Here is a 17,198-nt window from a genome sequence, read left to right on the forward strand (position 1 = left end):
AGGGTAAAGAATAGAAAAAGTAGTCTTACTACTATACAACTCTACATTCATGATAAAGCAGATCCTACTTTGGGGTACCGCACTGGCAGGTGCAGTACTTATTTCGGCCGGCCCAACCGAAGATCTTCCCCGTCGCAATGCCTCAAAGCCTAACGTGCTGGTGATCGCCGTAGACGATCTGAACAATCACCTCGGTACTTATGGCGATCCCCTGGTCAAATCCCCGAACATTGATCGGCTGGCCCGGCGTGGGGTGCGTTTTGAACGGGCTTACTGCCAGTTTCCGCTGTGCAGTCCCAGCCGCACGTCCCTGCTGACCGGCCTTCGCCCGGACTCGGCGCGCGTCTATGACCTGAAAACGCATTTCCGTACCACCGTACCCAACGTCGTAACGCTGCCCCAGCACTTTAAAAACAATGGCTACTTTACGGCCCGGGTTGGCAAACTGTATCATTACGGGGTACCGGGTGAAATAGGTACCAACGGACTGGACGACGCCCCCTCCTGGCATACCGTCCGTAATCCCAAGGGGCGCGACAAGGCCGAAGAACACCTCCTGACCAACTATACCCCCCAACGCGGACTGGGCTCGTCGCTGTCGTTTCTGGCCGCCGAAGGTACCGACGAGGAGCAAACCGACGGGATGGTGGCTACCGAAGCCATCCGGCTGCTGGAGCAAAATAAAGCCGGCGATCCGTTCTTTCTGGCGGTCGGCTTTTACCGGCCCCACTGCCCGTACATAGCTCCCAAGAAGTACTTTGATATGTACCCCCCGGAAAAGATTGTACTTCCGGCCCACTCACCCGGCGATACTTCGCAGTACTCCCGCGAAGCTTACTTTACCTACCCCTTCAACTGGGGCCTGAACGATGACCAGCGGCGCCGGACCATCCAGGCGTACTATGCCTCCATTACGTTTATGGATGCCCAGGTGGGCCGGGTACTCAACGCCCTCGACCGCCTGGGTCTGGCCGAAAACACCATCGTGGTGTTCTGGAGCGACCATGGCTACCTGCTCAGCGAGCACGGCCAGTGGATGAAACAAAGCCTGTTTGAGGAGTCGGCCCGGGTGCCGATGATCGTGGCGGCGCCGGGTGCCCGGGGCAACGGCAGCGCCAGTCCGCGTACCGTCGAGCTGCTGGACATCTACCCCACCCTGACCGACTGGTGCGGCCTCAGTACGCCCGCTCACGTGGCCGGTAACAGCCTGGTACCGCTCCTGAACAAACCCCGCCAAACCTGGGACCACCCCGCCATTACGCAGGTCATGCGCAGTAATGGCATGGGCCGCAGCATCCGTACCGAGCGCTGGCGCTATACCGTCTGGAAAGACGGTACGGGGGCAGAAGAGCTCTATGACCACCAGAAAGACCCCTACGAGCTAAAAAACCTGGCCCGCGATACCCGCTACGCCAAACAAAAAGAAGAGTTGCGCGCCCGGCTGACTAACCTAAACCCTAAAGCAGCAGGACAATAAATAAAAGTACAGGATAGCATGAAGCCGCTTATTTAAGTTTTTCTTCTATCCAATTAATTGTAAATAGGTGATAACAGAACACACTGATTGCGACCTGTGGCAGGCCTTTAAACTGGGGGACGAACGGGCTTTGGAGCGCCTTTATAAACGGCACTTCAAAGCCCTGGGCAGCTATGGGCTCCGTGTCACGCCTAACCCGTCACTGGTAGAGGATGCCATTCAGGATGTATTTGTAGACCTATGGCGGCGAAAAGAGCATCTGGGAAACGTAGAAAATGTCCGTTTTTACTTGTTCAGAGCCTTACGAAATCAGCTACGTCGAAATTTCCGGAATGATGTTTTTGAAGAAGCACAAGACATCGATGATTTTCTGGATTACCTCACTACCCTCTCTTCCGAACAGCAATCCATTGACCATGAATCCCGGCTAAACCAGACGGAGGCCATCCAGAAAGCACTTAGTCAGCTTAGTAACCGGCAGCGGGAAGCCGTGTACCTGCGATTTTATCAGGGACTCTCCCTCGACGAAGCCGCTGAACTCATGGGCGTTCCCAAACAGGTGGTCAAAAATCTGCTTTCCAAATCGTACGCCATCCTGCGGTTTTCGCTCAAAGCAGTGCTGTCCCTGCTGGTCTGTTTTCTCTTCCCCTGATAGTTCCTGATCTTTTCTTGTATTTTTTATTAAAAAAATGGACTCGTACTGGTTACGATATGCTAAATCGTGTACCTGTATAGGTAAGTACCTTATTCAGGTACGCACCAAACATGGAACAATCCAATCCGCATATCCAGGACTTGCTCAATGACGACACTTTCGTACAGTGGGTGCTATTTGGTAAAAATACGGCCGCTTGGGATGATTATCTGAGCAGATATCCCTCCCACCGTACAGTCATAGAGGAAGCCCGTCAGCTCTTACAGGAGATCCATAAGGCCGAGGAACAGACTATCCTCTCTCTGGATCAGGAGGCGGTCTGGTCCAACATACGTGGTCATATGCAGGAACCGGCAATGAAAAAGCAAAAAGTTGTGCGCGCGCTATGGCGTCGTCCTATTCTGCAATGGGCTGCCAGCCTTATCCTGTTACTGGGGGTTGGCTGGCTGGTGTGGTTCAGTCAGTTCCCAAAAACAGTTAGTTATCAGGATCTGATTGTTAACCTGGAAAATAGAAGTTCCCTGATCGAGCAAGTCAATGAGAACAGTACTCCTTTAAAAATCACCCTTGAAGACGGTAGCGTGATTACTCTGGACAAAAACAGCAGACTAAGTTATCCCGCTCATTTTGATAAAGACAATCGAACCGTGATACTGACCGGGGAAGCTTTTTTTGATGTCGCCAAAGACTCCAGCCGCCCCTTTTATATCTACGCCAACGAGGTGGTGACCAAGGTACTGGGCACGAGTTTCAGCATCAGGGCCTTTGATGAGGAAAACCAGATAGTAGTACAAGTACGGACGGGCCGGGTTTCGGTGTACCGCCAGCAACGCCTCCCCCTCTCCGACCCCGAAACCAAAGGCCTGGTACTTCTTCCTAATCAGCAGGCCACTTACAGCCGGATCAAACAGAACCTGAGCAGGCGGCTGGTTGAACAACCTAAGCCCATCGCTCTCCTGACCCCCTCGCTCCCAACCCGCTATGAGGAAGTTTCGGCCAGTACGATCCTGCGTGACCTTGAAAACCAATACGGAATTACCATCCTGTTCAACGACGATGAGCTGAACCACTGCCTACTGACTACTACGCTCGGCGAAGAGCCACTGCATGACAAGCTGGATATAATATGCCAGACCATCGACGCTACCTACAAGGAAGTGGACGGCCAGCTGATTGTAGAGTCAAAGGGGTGCCGATAAAACCTTGAATTTACTTTAACTACCGCCCAAGCCTATGAAATACTAAAATACCCAAACAAAAAAGGGGGAAAGATGCGGCCACATCAATTCCCCCGAGTTTTCCGTCCATGCCTGTGCAGCAATGGAACGATGTCGTTTTGCCTTTTCCAACAAAAACAATCAAAGTTATGTCAGAATCTTTTACTAAAAAAGTGGTTTTCAGGATTATGAAAATCTCCTTCTACCAATTCCTTCTCTTCGGCATTCTGGCCGGGGTAGGCTATGCTCATCCCGGTTCGGCTCAGGAGCGCCTGCAGGAACGCGTCACGATGTCCATTAAGGACGGCGACGTAAAGCAGGTACTGCAAAGCATTGAAAGCCAGGTAGACGTAGTATTCTCCTATAAGAAAGATGTTATCGCTACTCCTGAAAGAATCAATGTGGAGTTCAGGAACGAAACCGTAGAGACGGTACTTCTCAAGGTACTTTCTCCCCGCCATATTGAGTACCAGGTACTGCGAAACAAGCAAATCATCCTGAGCCGCAGTAAAAACCTCCACAACCGGCAGGAACGTCTGGAAAGCAGCCGGAACGAGGAAAGCCAGCGAGGTAATATCGAGGTGGTAGTGACAGGTACTGTAATCGACGAAACCGGGGCTCCCCTACCGGGTGTAAGTATTCTGCTACAGGGTACCACCATTGGCACCACCACGGGTATGGATGGTAAGTACTCTCTTTCGGTACCCGATGCCCAGACTTCGGGTACGCTGGTATTTTCGTACATAGGCTATGTCAATCAGGAGATTCCTGTCAATAACCGCTCGGTCATTGATGTTACGCTGGCCCCCGACGTAAAAGCCCTGAGCGAGGTAGTGGTAGTAGGCTATGGTACCCAGAAGAAAAGTGACCTGACCGGCTCGGTCGTCAGGGCCGATATCGAAGCGTTTCGCGAATCGCCCAACGTCAATATCGCTCAATCCCTACAAGGTACCGTTCCGGGCCTTAACATAGGTCAGGTCAACTCGGCGGGCCAGACTCCCAGTATCTCTATCCGGGGGCGGACTACCATCAATGGCAATCAGAGTGTACTACTGGTGGTGGATGGGATTATATTCACCGGAAGTTTAGGGGACCTGAATCCTACCGACATTGAATCAGTGGACGTTCTGAAAGACCCCAGCAGCATGGCCATTTATGGAGCCCAGGCAGCCAATGGCGTGATCCTGATTACGACCAAAGGCGGACAGAAAGCCTCCAAACCCGTTTTCAATTATACCGGCAGCTACACTACCCAAACGCCCAGCAATACCCTGCACCTAATGGATCGGGAGGAGTTCCTGAAAAAGAGCGCCAATGCGGACTGGCGATTGGCTTTCCTGGCTCCTGATTTCACCACTCCCAATCCGGACTTCGACGTAAATGACGTCATCAGTGATCCTCCCCTGCGGGCAGGGCTTGAAAAGGGCACCAACTACAACTGGTGGGACAATACCACGGACCCTGGGTTTATTGCCAGCCACAACCTGAGTGTCCGGGGGGCGAGCAATGAGCTGTCCTACTACCTTTCCGGTGGCTATACCAACCAGAAGGGATTTGTAATGAATGATAAATTCAAACGCATTACGACCCGTATCAACATCGAAAACAAAATTTTCAAGTGGTTTAAAGTAGGCGCTCAAACCTTCGGGTCCTTTTCCGATTTCTCGGGTGTTTCGCCCAACCTGGGTGGTATCACTACCATGCCTCCCCTGGTACAGCCCACTGATGAAAATGGCAACTACATCCTGAATCCAACGGGAGCTAACGCTTCCAACCCCTTTCTGGTATCGGCTGCCGATGACTTTGACAAGAGGAATAACCTATTTGGGAATTTCTACACCAGCATAGATGTACCCTTCGTAAAGGGGCTTAACTACCGGATCAACTTTGGCAATAACTATTCCTGGGACCGGCAATACAGCAGTAACCCCTATTCAAACGGGGCCGCCGGAGGCGCTTATAAGATTAACGCCAACTCTTTCGACTGGACCTTCGACAACATAGTTAACTACAAAAAAACATTCAACGAGCATCACAACCTGGATGTAACCCTGGTAGCCGGGCGCCGGGAAAGAAAGTTTGAACAGACCGCGGCCACCGGCACCAACTACAACAATTTACGCCTTAGCTATAATGATTTGAGCCTGGGAACCATCCAGAATATTACATCCTCTGCCTGGGACGAGAGCTACCTGTACCAGACAGGCCGGATCAACTACGAATTCAATTACAAGTACCTGCTTACGGCCACCCTGCGCCGGGATGGTTTTTCGGGCTTTGCCAATAACAACAAAACCGCCCTGTTCCCCTCCATTGGATTTGGCTGGGTACTGAGCGAAGAGAAGTTTTTAGACCTGAACAGCGTAAACCTGCTGAAACTTCGGGGATCGTACGGTACCAATGGTAACCTGGTCAGCCGCTACTCCTCACTGGCCCGTATGGACACCTACCCGGCCTATGTGTTTGGAGAAGGGGGCTCTACCGAATTTGGCCAGCGGGTCACTACCCTGGCCAACCCAAACCTGTCGTGGGAAACAACCACTGGTTTTAATTTTGGTCTGGATTTCGCCCTCCTGAAAAATCGCATTTCGGGCAGTGTCGATTACTACCGTACTACCACCAATGATCTGATCTTTAATGTATCGATTCCGGAAGTGACAGGTTTCAACCAGATTACTTCCAACGTAGGCAATATTGCCAACCGGGGCATTGAGTTTATTATCAACGGTAAAGTTCTCGCCTCCAATGAGTTGAAGTGGAATCTCAACTTCAACCTGGCCGCCAACCGCAACCGGATCGTATCACTTCTCGGGCAGGACAACAATCAGGATGGCATCGAGGATGACCTGGTAGCTAATGGCCTGTTTATCGGACAGCCTATCGGAGCAATCTACGATTATGAATCCGGCGGAATTATTCAGCTGGGCGATGAAGCTCCCAAAGGATTTTTTGTGGGTACCCACCGCATCATCGATCAGAACAACGATGGATTTGTTGATGCCAACGACCGTGTAATCCGGGGAAGACGGGAGGCTGCCTACAACTTTGGTATCCTGAACGAATTCAGCTACCGAAACTTTACCTTCCGCTTTTTTATCAACTCCATCCAGGGTGGTCGGGATGGCTACCTGGGCCTCAACATGCCCACGGCTCTGGGAATCGGCGACAACATCCGGCGGAATAATTTCTGGCGCGAACTGGACTACTGGACACCCTCCAACCCCAATGCCCGGTACCGGGAGCTAAACCAGGCTTCCGCCACTGAATATAATTTCTACGGAGACCGCAGCTTTGTCAGGTTACAGGACATTACCCTTTCGTATGCTCTGGAATCGTCGGTCGCTAAAAAAATAGGTATGCAGGGAATAAAGGTCTTTGCGAGTGGAAAAAACCTGGCTACCTGGACCGACTGGGTCGGCTGGGACCCTGAAACCGGCAGCGGGCTGGATGTGAGCGGACGCCCTGTCATGAGGGGGATATCGATTGGATTAGATGTACGTTTTTAATTATTAACCGGGAGTACTATGAAATCTTTTATCAAGATCAATATATGGATTTTTGCGATGGCCCTTACCGTACTCAGCTGCGATGAAAGAGAAATTCTGGAAGAAATCCCCCTGGACTTTGCCAGTCCTGAAAACTCATTTGTGACCATAAATGATTTTAATTCGGCGATTTACTCCCTCTACGATCTGACCAGGGGTACCCTGTCCGACGGCGAACATCGTCCGCTGGACCACATGTACGGAACGGATCTGGGATACAATGCGGCCCAGCAGCTAAACGAGCGCTTTGGCAGCTATCCGGCCACCCTCACTCCTACTTCCGTGCAGGCGCGCTTTCACTGGCAGCAGTACTACAAAATCATTTCCAGCGCGAACATCATTCTTAACCGAATGGAAGGTGCGAAATTAACGCCGGTCCAAAAAACGAAAATAGAGGCAGAGGCGAAGCTGTTCCGGGGACTGGCCTACCGCAATCTGGCCCACCTGTACGGCGGTGTCCCTATTGAGCTGGAAGAGGTCGGTTCGCCCAAAACGGACTACGTACGGGCCACCCGTGAACAAACCTATCAGCAGGCCGCTGCTGATCTCGAATTTGCAGCTGCCAACCTACCCGGTATCACGCAGGTAAAAGACGGGCAGGTTAGCAATCTGGTGGCATACCACCTGCTGGCTGAAACCTACCTGCCCCTGAAGCGTTTTGCCGATGCTGTCAAGGCCGCTTCCGTAGTAATAGATGATCCTAATACGGCCCTGATGACCAGGAGGTTCGGCTCGCTGGCCAAGGAGCCTGGAGATGTATACTGGGACCTTTTCCGGCGGTATAACCAAAACAGAAGTGTAGGAAACACGGAAGGTATCTGGGTATTCCAGTACCAGGTAGATGTGTTGGGCGGCGTAACCAAGTCCACGGCCCTGGCCGGCCCCATGCTCGAGCGCGACCACTCACCCCGCCCCTGGAGCTTCAGCGTCAAAGATCCCTCCGGCGTTAGTCCGTTCCTGCCGCTGGGCGTTTCGGATTATACCGGGGGCCGGGGCATCGGCCGGTTCAGGGGCACTGACCACTTCACCTATGGTATATGGGGGTACGACTGGAACGACATGCGCAACTCGGAGTACAACTTCGTCCGGGACGTAAAATTCAACAATCCGGCTTCGGCTTGGTACGGACAGAAGCTCTCCGACCATAGGCAGCTATTCCGGCGGACGCTGGACGACACCATCCGGAATTTCTATCCCTACCAGTCCAAAGTCACTACGCCCGGTCAGCACCCGGCCGAACTCTTCGTGGACCCCGTCCTGAAAACCCTGAACGCCTCCTCCGCGGGTACTACCTATTCCGACCAGTACTTTATCCGGCTGGCCGAAACCTACCTCCTCCGCGCCGAAGCCAACCTGGGTGCCGGCAATGCCGCCCAGGCCGCGGCGGATATCAACGTTGTACGGGCCCGGGCCCGGGCTAAACCGGTAACATCCGGTGAAGTAAACATTGACTTTATCCTGGATGAACGGATGCGGGAGCTGGGCATCGAAGAAAAAAGAAGGCTCACCCTGAACCGCCTGGGACTCCTTTATGAGCGTACCAGAAAGTACTGCAACGGCCACCCGAGAGCCGCCAAATTTGGGGTAGACGTGGCTCCGCATAATAATCTGTTCCCCATACCTTACAGTGAAATTGAGCGTAATACGGGGGCGGTACTAGAGCAGAATCCCGGCTATTCAAGCCGGTAGCCAGGCAGTACCTCCTGCCATTCAGGGCCGATTAGTTTCAGTAGTTGACACTAATCGGCTTCTTTTCATTAACTCCATTGACCGAGAATTATGTTATGAAACAATTTATTCCTTCCGTTTTCCTGTTACTGTGCTTCTCTTTCCTCTTTTCCTGCAAAAACACTCCTCAGCAGAGTGCCGGAAAAGGGACGATTGCGGAGAGTAAAAGACCCAACATCCTTTTCGTCATTTCCGACGACCAGTCCTATCCCCACGCTTCGGCCTACGGGTCAAAGGCCGTCATAACGCCGGCCTTTGACCGCGTGGCGCGGGAAGGTATCCTGTTTACCAATGCCTTTGTGGCTTCCCCCGGATGCAGCCCGTCCCGGGCGGCTATCCTGTCGGGTAAAAACTGTTGGCAGATCCGGGAGGCCGGTACCCACGCCAGTACCTTCCCGGCCGACCTGACCACCTATACCGAGGTGCTGGAGCAGGCGGGGTACCTGGTAGGCATGACCGGCAAGGGCTGGGGACCGGGCAAGGTAGTGGGCCGCCCCCACAACCCCGCCGGCAAGGGGTACGGAACCCGCAAGATGAAAGCACCCCAGGGCATTAGCGACAACGACTACACCGCTAACTTCCAGGATTTTCTGGCTCAGAAAACCGATGGTCAGCCCTTCTGCTTCTGGTTTGGTGCCCAGGAGCCCCATCGCCGCTATCCCACCGGTATTGGTGTAAAAAGCGGCATGAACCCGGCGGACGTGAAGGTACCCGGCTTCCTGCCCGACCACCCCGAAATAAGAACCGACATGCTGGACTACCTCTACGAGATCCAGTGGTTCGACAGCCACCTGGACCGGATGATCCGGTTGCTGGAAGAAAAGGGCGAGCTGGACAATACGCTGGTCGTGGTGACCTCCGACAACGGCATGCCCTTCCCCCGCGCCAAGGCCAACGTGTACGAGTATGGCTTTCACGTGCCGCTGGCCATTCGCTGGGGGAACCGGATCAAAGGCGGTCGCACCGTAGACGACCTGATTAGTATGATAGACCTGGCTCCGACCTTTCTGGAAGCCGCAGGCGTCAACAATTCGCCCATGCAGCTGGAAGGCCGCAGCCTGATGACTATTTTTACCAGCAACAAAGGCGGAGTGGTGGAAAAAGAACGGCAGGCCGTATACGCTTCCCGCGAGCGGCATTCCTCCTCGCGCTGGAACAACCTGGGCTACCCGCAACGTGCCCTGCGCACTCCTGACTACCTCTACATCTGGAATATCTACCCCGACCGCTGGCCAGCCGGTGACCCGCAGAAATACGAAGACAATGGCAGCCTGGGCCCCATGCACGATGGCTACCACGACATCGACGATTTTAATGAGTCGCCGCTAAGTACCCGTCGGGAGGAGCCGGGTATCAGCCGTTACTTCCACCTGGCCGTAGACAAACGCCCGGAAGTAGAGCTGTACGCGATCCGCAAAGATCCCTACTGCCTGACTAACCTGGCTCAGGTACCTGCCCACCAGGCTACCCGGCAAAAGCTTGAAGCGCACCTGAAAGAGTACCTCAAAAAGACCAAGGACCCACGTATGGGCGCAGAGGGAGAGAAAATCTACGAATCCTACATCCGGTACAGTCCCATCCGTAAGTATCCGCCCCCGCCCAATAACTCCACCAGAAAATAGAATGTCTGTAACTAGTCACCCTTCCCCTCCGAGCGTTTGCCGCTCCGGGGAAGGGTAGCTGGCGGTTCAATCGTCATTTAGTTACAATACCTATTCAAAACCCCGCATTCAGTTCCTTTATTTATTAGTAGTATGCGTACTTCCTAACACCGAAATCGAATGCCCTGCTTTTTTCCCCCGGAGGTATAGGTACTTTCTCTTATCCTGAAAAAGCTCCGTTGACTCCAGCCACACGGAGTTTTTTTGTATTGACGGGTGAGCAAGTTCTTAAAGGTTTAGTAGAAAATTGAAGCGTATCAATACCGGCGGAGGAGTTAAGTTATCGCGAATCAGGCCGATTCACTATACTCCCGGGTATATTGGCTCCCTGATCTCCTTTGTTAACGAGTATAAACGAGCCGATCTATCCTGAACTAAACTCTCTATGCTCTCCCGAAAAAAATTTCTGCAAAGTACCCTGGGTCTGGCCGCTCTCAGTACCCTTAGTACCGGCTGGCACCCGGCGACCAGTCCGGAAGGTACCGACGACCTACCCAACTGGCCCCAGCCCGACCTGAAGGCTGCCATCCGGGAGCCGGTCCTGATTCGTAGCGTGGAATTGCTGCAGACCCAGGGCGAGTTCCTGCTGGTAGTGACTTCGCAGGATGGCGTAAAGGGCATTACCCAGTGCAACGACCGGATGCAGCACCTGACCTCGCTGCTTAAAGGGCTGGTACTGCCGCACTTTGTCGGGAAAGACGCGCGGGAACTGCCCGCCCTGGCCGATAACGCTTACCGGCTCAATAGCAACTACAAGTACGCCGGCATGCCGCTCTGGAACTGTATAGGCTCGGTAGAAATAGCCGTGTGGGATCTGCTGGGGCAAATAGCCCGAAAACCGGTGTACCAGCTACTCGGCCAGCCCGTCCGGAAGGAGTACAGCGTGTACGTTTCAGATTTTGACCGGGAGAGCGATCCTGCCAAAATCGTGGATCAATTACAGGCCAAACTGGTCGCTACCGGCGCCACGGGGGTGAAGGTAAAGGTCGGAGGGCGCATGGTCAACACCCCTAAATACGAGGCACAGACCCGAAAGTTTATTCCGCTGGTGCGCAAAAAACTGGGCGATGCCATTACTATTTACGCCGATGCCAACGGCTCCTACAGCCCGAAGGAGGGGATTGCCATTGGACTAATGTTACAGGACTACGGCGTAGAAATATTTGAGGAAGCCTGTAACTTCGAGGACGAAGAAGGCATGCGGGAGGTGAACAAGGCGCTGACCAAAATCAAACTGGCCGGGGGCGAACAGGATACCAGCCTCTATAAATTTCAAAGGCTGGCCCGGACGGACGTGTACGACATTCTCCAGCCGGACCTGTACTACAATGGCGGGATCCTGAGAACCCTGCAGGTAGCCGCCATTGCCCAAAAATACGGCAACAAGGGCATGGCGCCGCATTCGCCCAAAACCGACCCGCTCATCGCTCCCTTCTGGCAGGTAGCCGCCCTGGTACCTAACCTGTACGGCCTGCAGGAGACGGTGTACAACCCGGGCGAAAAAGTACCCGCCTGGCACACGGAGGTAAAGGTAGTCAATGGCCGGATAGCCATTCCCAACCGCCCCGGCCTGGGCATCGACTACGACGAAGGCATCTGGGAAGGGGCTCAAAAGGTGGTATAGTGAAAGCAGATTGCTTTCAGGCTGAGTTTATTTAATGGAATAGGATGCTTAATTAATCACTAACAACCTAGATAGGTAGAGTCAACGTTTATCCCTTTCCTTCCCAAGAAAAAGAGTTTAGACGTCGTAAAGAACTGAGTAACCTAAAACTTCCTGCTATACATCAAGAAATATAGAAAACAGGAGTTGATCCGAAAGAAATCAACTCCCTTTACCAAAACGCTCTGAAGCAACAAAGGTACAAGTCAGCTATGATGCACTTTTTTCAAACAAGATTTTGCCCTTTCAATACTTTGCAGATAAACTAAAAGGAGCACTTATGCTTTGAAATAGTACCCGAACTTATATAGCTTTTATCTCAATGACTCCCTTCCCTACCTTGATCTTTTCCCCAATTAAGTTTTCCGGCTTATCGTGGCCAGCCTTGACTGTATATGTCCCTTTACCGAAAACCCTTGGGCGAAATTCCTTTCCCTGAATACGTTCGGTATATAATATTTCTCCTGTTGCCTCCTTAATTACCTGCACCACGGGATTATCATACATAAACTTAAATGTTGGCAGATATCCTTCTACTTTTCTGCCATCATTTTCGGCCATCGCAAATTTTCGAGGCCATCCCACAAACTGCTCGCTGTTACCTTTTGTGGCGTCAGCAAAACGCGGCCAGCATTCCAGCGTAATCATGCGGCTCTTTTTATTGAAGCGCACCAGACCATAGCCATCCGCCCGCTCCGAACGATTCTCTTTCAACTCTTTTGCATCTTTTGGTCTGGGATTGGCGTAGGCATACATAGTAATTTTATTACCGAGACCATCCTCAAAGTCGCCCGTCCAGGGCAATGGGCTATCAATTTTGCTGCCTCCTCCTGCCTTTTCATCTATTGGCCACCACCAGCGGCCATAAACTGTATTGACCAGAGCCGGATTGGTGAACGAAAAGGGACCGTCCCGGTAAGCATCAATGCCGTGCTTTACAATAACGCTTAGGTGCTGATCACCACATAAGTGCGTAGCCAGACAGCGTCTGACTTCGCGCAGGGCGTTATTCCTGCCTGTTTGGGGCCACCCGTTACAATCGAGGTCGGCCAGCAGCCGGTTTTCCATTGTTCCATGCAGGTGCACCGCACCACAAAAGGCAGTTTGTGACAGTACTACCTTCATATCTGCCCCCTCCCAGTTCTGTCCCCACTTATGCAGGAAGTTAATTTGTCGTGCACCCAGTAATTCCAGTCCCGGTACATCCACCGCCTTTCGGTCATAGGTTGGATCTACAATATGATCAGGACGTGGCCCCATCTTGGGAATTTTACCCTTGGGTCCACTCTTGAATTTCCTGTCTTCAATGATTGCAAAATCTACTCCTCCTATTCGAAGATTAGTGTAATATACACCTATGCCCTGTTTGATAGGAGTAGGATCGTAGGCATCTGGTAAGTGCCAGGTCTGACAGCGTTCCACCATTTTTACGTAGGAAGGCGGATAGTAGTACCCACCGTTATCGCCGTTGGTTGAATCAGCTACGCCTCCACCTTCTCCCCAGAAATTTCCCTGTCCAATATCGTGGTCATCGGGAATCATAATTACGGGACGATCTTTCATGATATCGGCAAACTGAACCCCAAAAAGAAGAATTCCATAAGTGTGGTGTTCGTGTACATAAGACTGATCACCTGCAAAAAACAGAATATCGGGATCATGAAACTTCAAGTTCCTGATGTACTCATTCCGTTCAGCGATAGTTTCATCGCGCGGAGAATTGCACGACATCGTTGCAATTTTGATCTCGTCTTTATGAATGGGATCAGGTCGTATCGTACCCGAGAACTCAGCCTGATTTTCTAGGCGCACCCGGTAAGCTACTTCTTGGGTATCATCCCAGTTCTCAACCCGAAAATGCGCACTCCAGCCAGGATAGACTATTTTTTCTTTGGCCACTTTTTCCCATTTCCCCTGGACTTTCATTTCCAATGTGACAGTATCGGGCTCATTGGGGTAGAGTGGAAAGAGCTGGGTGGTGAGCTTCAAAACTCCACGATCATGGGTGTATACTGCATAGGCAATGACCTTATTGCGTGGTCGTTTTTGCATGAAGCTGGCCATTTGCCCATCGCCTTTCCAATTCCACCATTCGCCGGTAGCGCAGGCATCAAGAGTTTTGCCGCGTTCGGTTCCAAAGGGAAAAGGATCATTCATTTTGTCATAGGCACTGGCGTACCGGGAAGGCAAAAATGCCGCCAAAGCCAAAGAAGAGGTTTTTTTAATGAATTGTCGACGACTGTCTGAATTTGATTTCATGTTTTGTAGTTGGGTCTAGTACATCATTTCTCCGTACCTTTTGAGTAGGAATTAACTTTTATTTTTTTTCATTCATCTCGTAAGTCCTTTAGATGCATTTTTACTACTGCAGGAAATCCCTATAAGTACTTTCCCATTGCTGACATCTTTTTTTTTAAAATTGCGGTTAAACGTGTGAGCCGACCATACTTGAATTAATTCAACTTTTAAGCTAAAAGGAAACTAGCCCATGAATAATGAAAACGAACCAGCAAAACGATCAGGAACTCTGGTGCGCGTTCCATGCGGGTGATCGGGCTGCATTTCCCCCTCTCTTTGACCTATATTACCGGCAACTGTATTCCTACAGCAAACAGGTTCTTGATGATGAGTCTCTTACAGAAGATGCTATTCAGTATCTTTTATAACCCTTTGGCGAACCCGTATAAGCCTTACAGAAGAGACAAGTAGCAATAAATTTTACTTATTATGGTGCCTACGCCGCAGCATTTTACGTCTTTTTAATAGAGAAAAGCGATTCCAGGATATGGATACCGATGGCTTTATCAAACAATTTGACATGTCAGACTATATTAAGAATGTAATGAATCTCTAATCTCTGCTTATCCAGCGGCTAAAATTGATCATTGTCAGCTCCCCAAGCGTCAACGCGAGGTGGTGATGCTCCGCTACTACGAAAACTTCAAGACCGACGAGATTGCCGTACTTATAGGTATCTCCGAAAAGACCGTCCGAAATACCCTCTTCAACGCCATGATGTCCCTGCGGATTCATTCAAATCTTCACAAAGCCAGTATGGCTGTAGCCATTCTATTTTTTCTCCTATCCTTCTGATACTGGTATTTTGTTTTGTTGGTTATAAAAGTAAAGAGGTACTGGTCGCTAATCAGAATACAATCAATCTTACCCTTCAACAGGATGAAAATGCTCTCGAGAAGGGGACAAAATGCGGAATTCTTTTTCTAGAAGTCGCAACCGAATAATGCCTATGTATAGAAGAGGCGATAACTCTACCCGGAACCGCCTGACCAAGGGCACCTTACTTTTTAACAATAATGTCTGGCAGAGCTCTTACCGGCGCATTGCCATCAGTAATGACATTTTGGAGAATATTGACAAAGTGCCCATGGGTAAAGCTAAAGTAGAGAGACTGAAAGCGGAAGCTAAATTTATCCGGGCCACCCAGTACTTTTACCTGCGAGGTATCGGATTGGCATTATGAGATCAAAGTGGTGAACGGCCGAATCTTATCCCCGACCGCGACTAAGCCATATGGAGAGTAGTATAAAATACTATATTACTTATGGTAAGACAGCTTAGATCTGGCCTTTCATGAATTGAATTACACCTAACTTTTTATCTCTTTTAAAACGCTAGTAGAATCAACCCTGGCTGCTACCCCTAAATGTAGCTTTATCTAAACTCTATCATACCATGTACAAAATCTTACTTTTGATCCTCCTGGCTACCGCCGGTCTGACCGGATTTAACCAATCTCTTTCTGCGACTCCAACGGAACAGTGGGGCGTATACGAGCTGGTCCTGCAGGGGCCTTCTTCCGGAAATCCTTTTATGGAGGTTGACCTGGAGGCCGTATTCAAAAACGGAAAAGAAAGCGTAAAGGTACCGGGCTTTTACGACGGGGCTGGTACCTACCGCGTCCGGTTTTCGCCCCACCGGCAGGGCAAGTGGACCTACCTTACTACCAGCAACGCACCCGGGCTTTCGGGGAAAAAGGGAGATTTTCGCTGTGTGGCCCCTACGGGTAAAAACCACGGCCCCGTAAAAATTGTGAACACCTACTACCTGCAGTACGCCGACGGCACCCCCTACTATGCCGTCGGGACAACGGCCTACCAGTGGACCAGCGTAAAACAGTCCATTCAGGACAAAACCATAGAGACCCTGGCGGGAGCTCCGTTCAATAAAATCAGGATGTGCGTTTTTCCAAAGTACTACCAGTATGGCAACAAGACCGAGCCCTGGGCGTATCCGTTCAAACGGGAAGGTACTACCAATGACTTTACCCAACCCCACTACGAATTTTTCCGGAATTTTGAAAAAAGAGTACAGCAACTTGCTGAAATGGGCATCCAGGCCGACGTGATCCTGTTTCATCCCTACGATGTCTGGGGGTACGCCTCTATGGGCGCCGCCATGAATGAGCGGTACGTGCGAACCATGATCGCCCGCCTGTCGGCCTACCGCAACGTGTGGTGGTCGCTGGCCAACGAGTGGGACGAGCCCAAAATTAAACAGGCCATAGACTGGGAAGCGATAGGTACCCTGCTGCAGAAAGAAGACCCGCACCAGCGCCTGCGGGGCATCCACAACTGGTACGATTCGGAAGACCATTTCTATGACCATACCCGCCCCTGGGTTACCCACCTAAGTACCCAGACGGCCCAGTTTTACAATGCCATTAAGTGGCGGAACAAGTACCGGAAACCCCTGCTCTTTGACGAAATGCGTTACGAGGGCGATGTAAAAAGCGGCTGGGGTAACATGAAGGGGAAGGACATGGCCAGTTATTTCTGGATGGCGGGGCTGAGCGGAGGCTACGGCACCCACGGCGATACCTTTTCCAACCAGGCCGATGAGGGTAACGAAGTACGCTGGTGGGCCAAAGGAGGTCAACTGGTGGGCGAAAGTCCGGAGCGAATCCGGTACTTTCGCACGGTCATGGAGCAGGCCCCGATTCAGGAAATGACGCCCGAATTTCGTGACAACGGCGACCCAAAAAACTTTAACACCAACCAGTTTCTGCTGTCCAAGCCGGGTGCCTACTACCTGGCCTATACGGCAGGGACTGACCAGACTATTGAAATTAATCTGACGGGTACCAAAAACTACAAAATGGACGTAATTGACACCTGGAATATGCAGGTGACGGAACAAGCGACGATAAAGCCCGGGTTATTCAAATTCCACACCACTACACCCTATACAGCCCTGCGAATTTATGCTAACTAAAATACCACCTCAGGACCATC

Annotated in this window: 11 protein-coding genes; 10 read left to right on the top strand and 1 reads right to left on the bottom strand. The window is 51.3% G+C overall.

The features are described from left to right. The first annotated feature begins 49 nt into the window (after positions 1-49). The 7 genes from VGN67_RS18645 (at position 50) to VGN67_RS18675 (ending at position 11,907) form a co-directional block, all read left to right on the top strand. Complete coding sequence (locus VGN67_RS18645; RefSeq protein WP_327488374.1) at positions 50-1,477, top strand: sulfatase; 1,428 nt, start codon at positions 50-52, stop codon at positions 1,475-1,477. 67 nt (positions 1,478-1,544) lie between these two features. Continuing rightward, complete coding sequence (locus tag VGN67_RS18650; protein ID WP_327488375.1) at positions 1,545-2,129, top strand: sigma-70 family RNA polymerase sigma factor; 585 nt, start codon at positions 1,545-1,547, stop codon at positions 2,127-2,129. A 113-nt stretch (positions 2,130-2,242) separates the two neighbouring features. After that, complete coding sequence (locus VGN67_RS18655) at positions 2,243-3,331, top strand: FecR family protein (protein ID WP_327488376.1); 1,089 nt, start codon at positions 2,243-2,245, stop codon at positions 3,329-3,331. Between the two features lie 206 nt (positions 3,332-3,537). Further along, positions 3,538-6,855 (top strand): TonB-dependent receptor, encoded by a 3,318-nt coding sequence (locus VGN67_RS18660; RefSeq protein ID WP_327488377.1) that lies wholly within the window; start codon positions 3,538-3,540, stop codon positions 6,853-6,855. 18 nt (positions 6,856-6,873) lie between these two features. Further along, positions 6,874-8,583 carry a RagB/SusD family nutrient uptake outer membrane protein gene (locus tag VGN67_RS18665; RefSeq protein ID WP_327488378.1) on the top strand — a complete coding sequence of 570 codons (1,710 nt, stop codon included), beginning with the start codon at positions 6,874-6,876 and terminating at the stop codon, positions 8,581-8,583. A gap of 95 nt (positions 8,584-8,678) precedes the next feature. Continuing rightward, complete coding sequence (locus tag VGN67_RS18670) at positions 8,679-10,244, top strand: sulfatase (RefSeq protein WP_327488379.1); 1,566 nt, start codon at positions 8,679-8,681, stop codon at positions 10,242-10,244. 424 nt (positions 10,245-10,668) lie between these two features. Next, the gene (locus VGN67_RS18675; RefSeq protein WP_327488380.1) at positions 10,669-11,907 is read left to right on the top strand and encodes a mandelate racemase/muconate lactonizing enzyme family protein; all 1,239 of its coding nucleotides are present in this window, start codon (positions 10,669-10,671) and stop codon (positions 11,905-11,907) included. Positions 11,908-12,249: 342 nt separating this feature from the next. Here VGN67_RS18675 and VGN67_RS18680 read toward each other — a convergent pair whose 3' ends face one another. After that, positions 12,250-14,205 (bottom strand): hypothetical protein, encoded by a 1,956-nt coding sequence (locus VGN67_RS18680; RefSeq protein WP_327488381.1) that lies wholly within the window; start codon positions 14,203-14,205, stop codon positions 12,250-12,252. 618 nt (positions 14,206-14,823) lie between these two features. On the opposite strand from VGN67_RS18680, the gene VGN67_RS18685 reads away from it, so the two are divergent. The 3 genes from VGN67_RS18685 to VGN67_RS18695 all read left to right on the top strand — a co-directional run bounded on the left by VGN67_RS18685 (position 14,824) and on the right by VGN67_RS18695 (position 17,178). Next, positions 14,824-15,039, top strand: coding sequence for a sigma-70 region 4 domain-containing protein (locus tag VGN67_RS18685; RefSeq protein WP_327488430.1), 216 nt, complete (start codon positions 14,824-14,826; stop codon positions 15,037-15,039). Between the two features lie 154 nt (positions 15,040-15,193). Then, the gene (locus VGN67_RS18690) at positions 15,194-15,427 is read left to right on the top strand and encodes a RagB/SusD family nutrient uptake outer membrane protein (RefSeq protein WP_327488382.1); all 234 of its coding nucleotides are present in this window, start codon (positions 15,194-15,196) and stop codon (positions 15,425-15,427) included. A gap of 212 nt (positions 15,428-15,639) precedes the next feature. After that, entirely contained in the window at positions 15,640-17,178 is a 1,539-nt protein-coding gene (locus tag VGN67_RS18695; protein WP_327488383.1) for a DUF5060 domain-containing protein, read from the top strand. Positions 17,179-17,198: the final 20 nt, after the last annotated feature.

The sequence above is a fragment of the Telluribacter sp. genome (assembly GCF_035998675.1).
In the GTDB taxonomy this organism is placed as follows: Bacteria; Bacteroidota; Bacteroidia; order Cytophagales; family Spirosomataceae; genus Telluribacter.

Coding starts and splice junctions, on each gene's coding strand:
- VGN67_RS18645 (WP_327488374.1), top strand. CDS start 50: ATGATAAAGCAGATCCTACTTTGGGGTACCGCACTGGCAGGTGCAGTA.
- VGN67_RS18655 (WP_327488376.1), top strand. CDS start 2,243: ATGGAACAATCCAATCCGCATATCCAGGACTTGCTCAATGACGACACT.
- VGN67_RS18660 (WP_327488377.1), top strand. CDS start 3,538: ATGAAAATCTCCTTCTACCAATTCCTTCTCTTCGGCATTCTGGCCGGG.
- VGN67_RS18665 (WP_327488378.1), top strand. CDS start 6,874: ATGAAATCTTTTATCAAGATCAATATATGGATTTTTGCGATGGCCCTT.
- VGN67_RS18670 (WP_327488379.1), top strand. CDS start 8,679: ATGAAACAATTTATTCCTTCCGTTTTCCTGTTACTGTGCTTCTCTTTC.
- VGN67_RS18675 (WP_327488380.1), top strand. CDS start 10,669: ATGCTCTCCCGAAAAAAATTTCTGCAAAGTACCCTGGGTCTGGCCGCT.
- VGN67_RS18680 (WP_327488381.1), bottom strand. CDS start 14,205: ATGAAATCAAATTCAGACAGTCGTCGACAATTCATTAAAAAAACCTCT.
- VGN67_RS18690 (WP_327488382.1), top strand. CDS start 15,194: ATGTATAGAAGAGGCGATAACTCTACCCGGAACCGCCTGACCAAGGGC.
- VGN67_RS18695 (WP_327488383.1), top strand. CDS start 15,640: ATGTACAAAATCTTACTTTTGATCCTCCTGGCTACCGCCGGTCTGACC.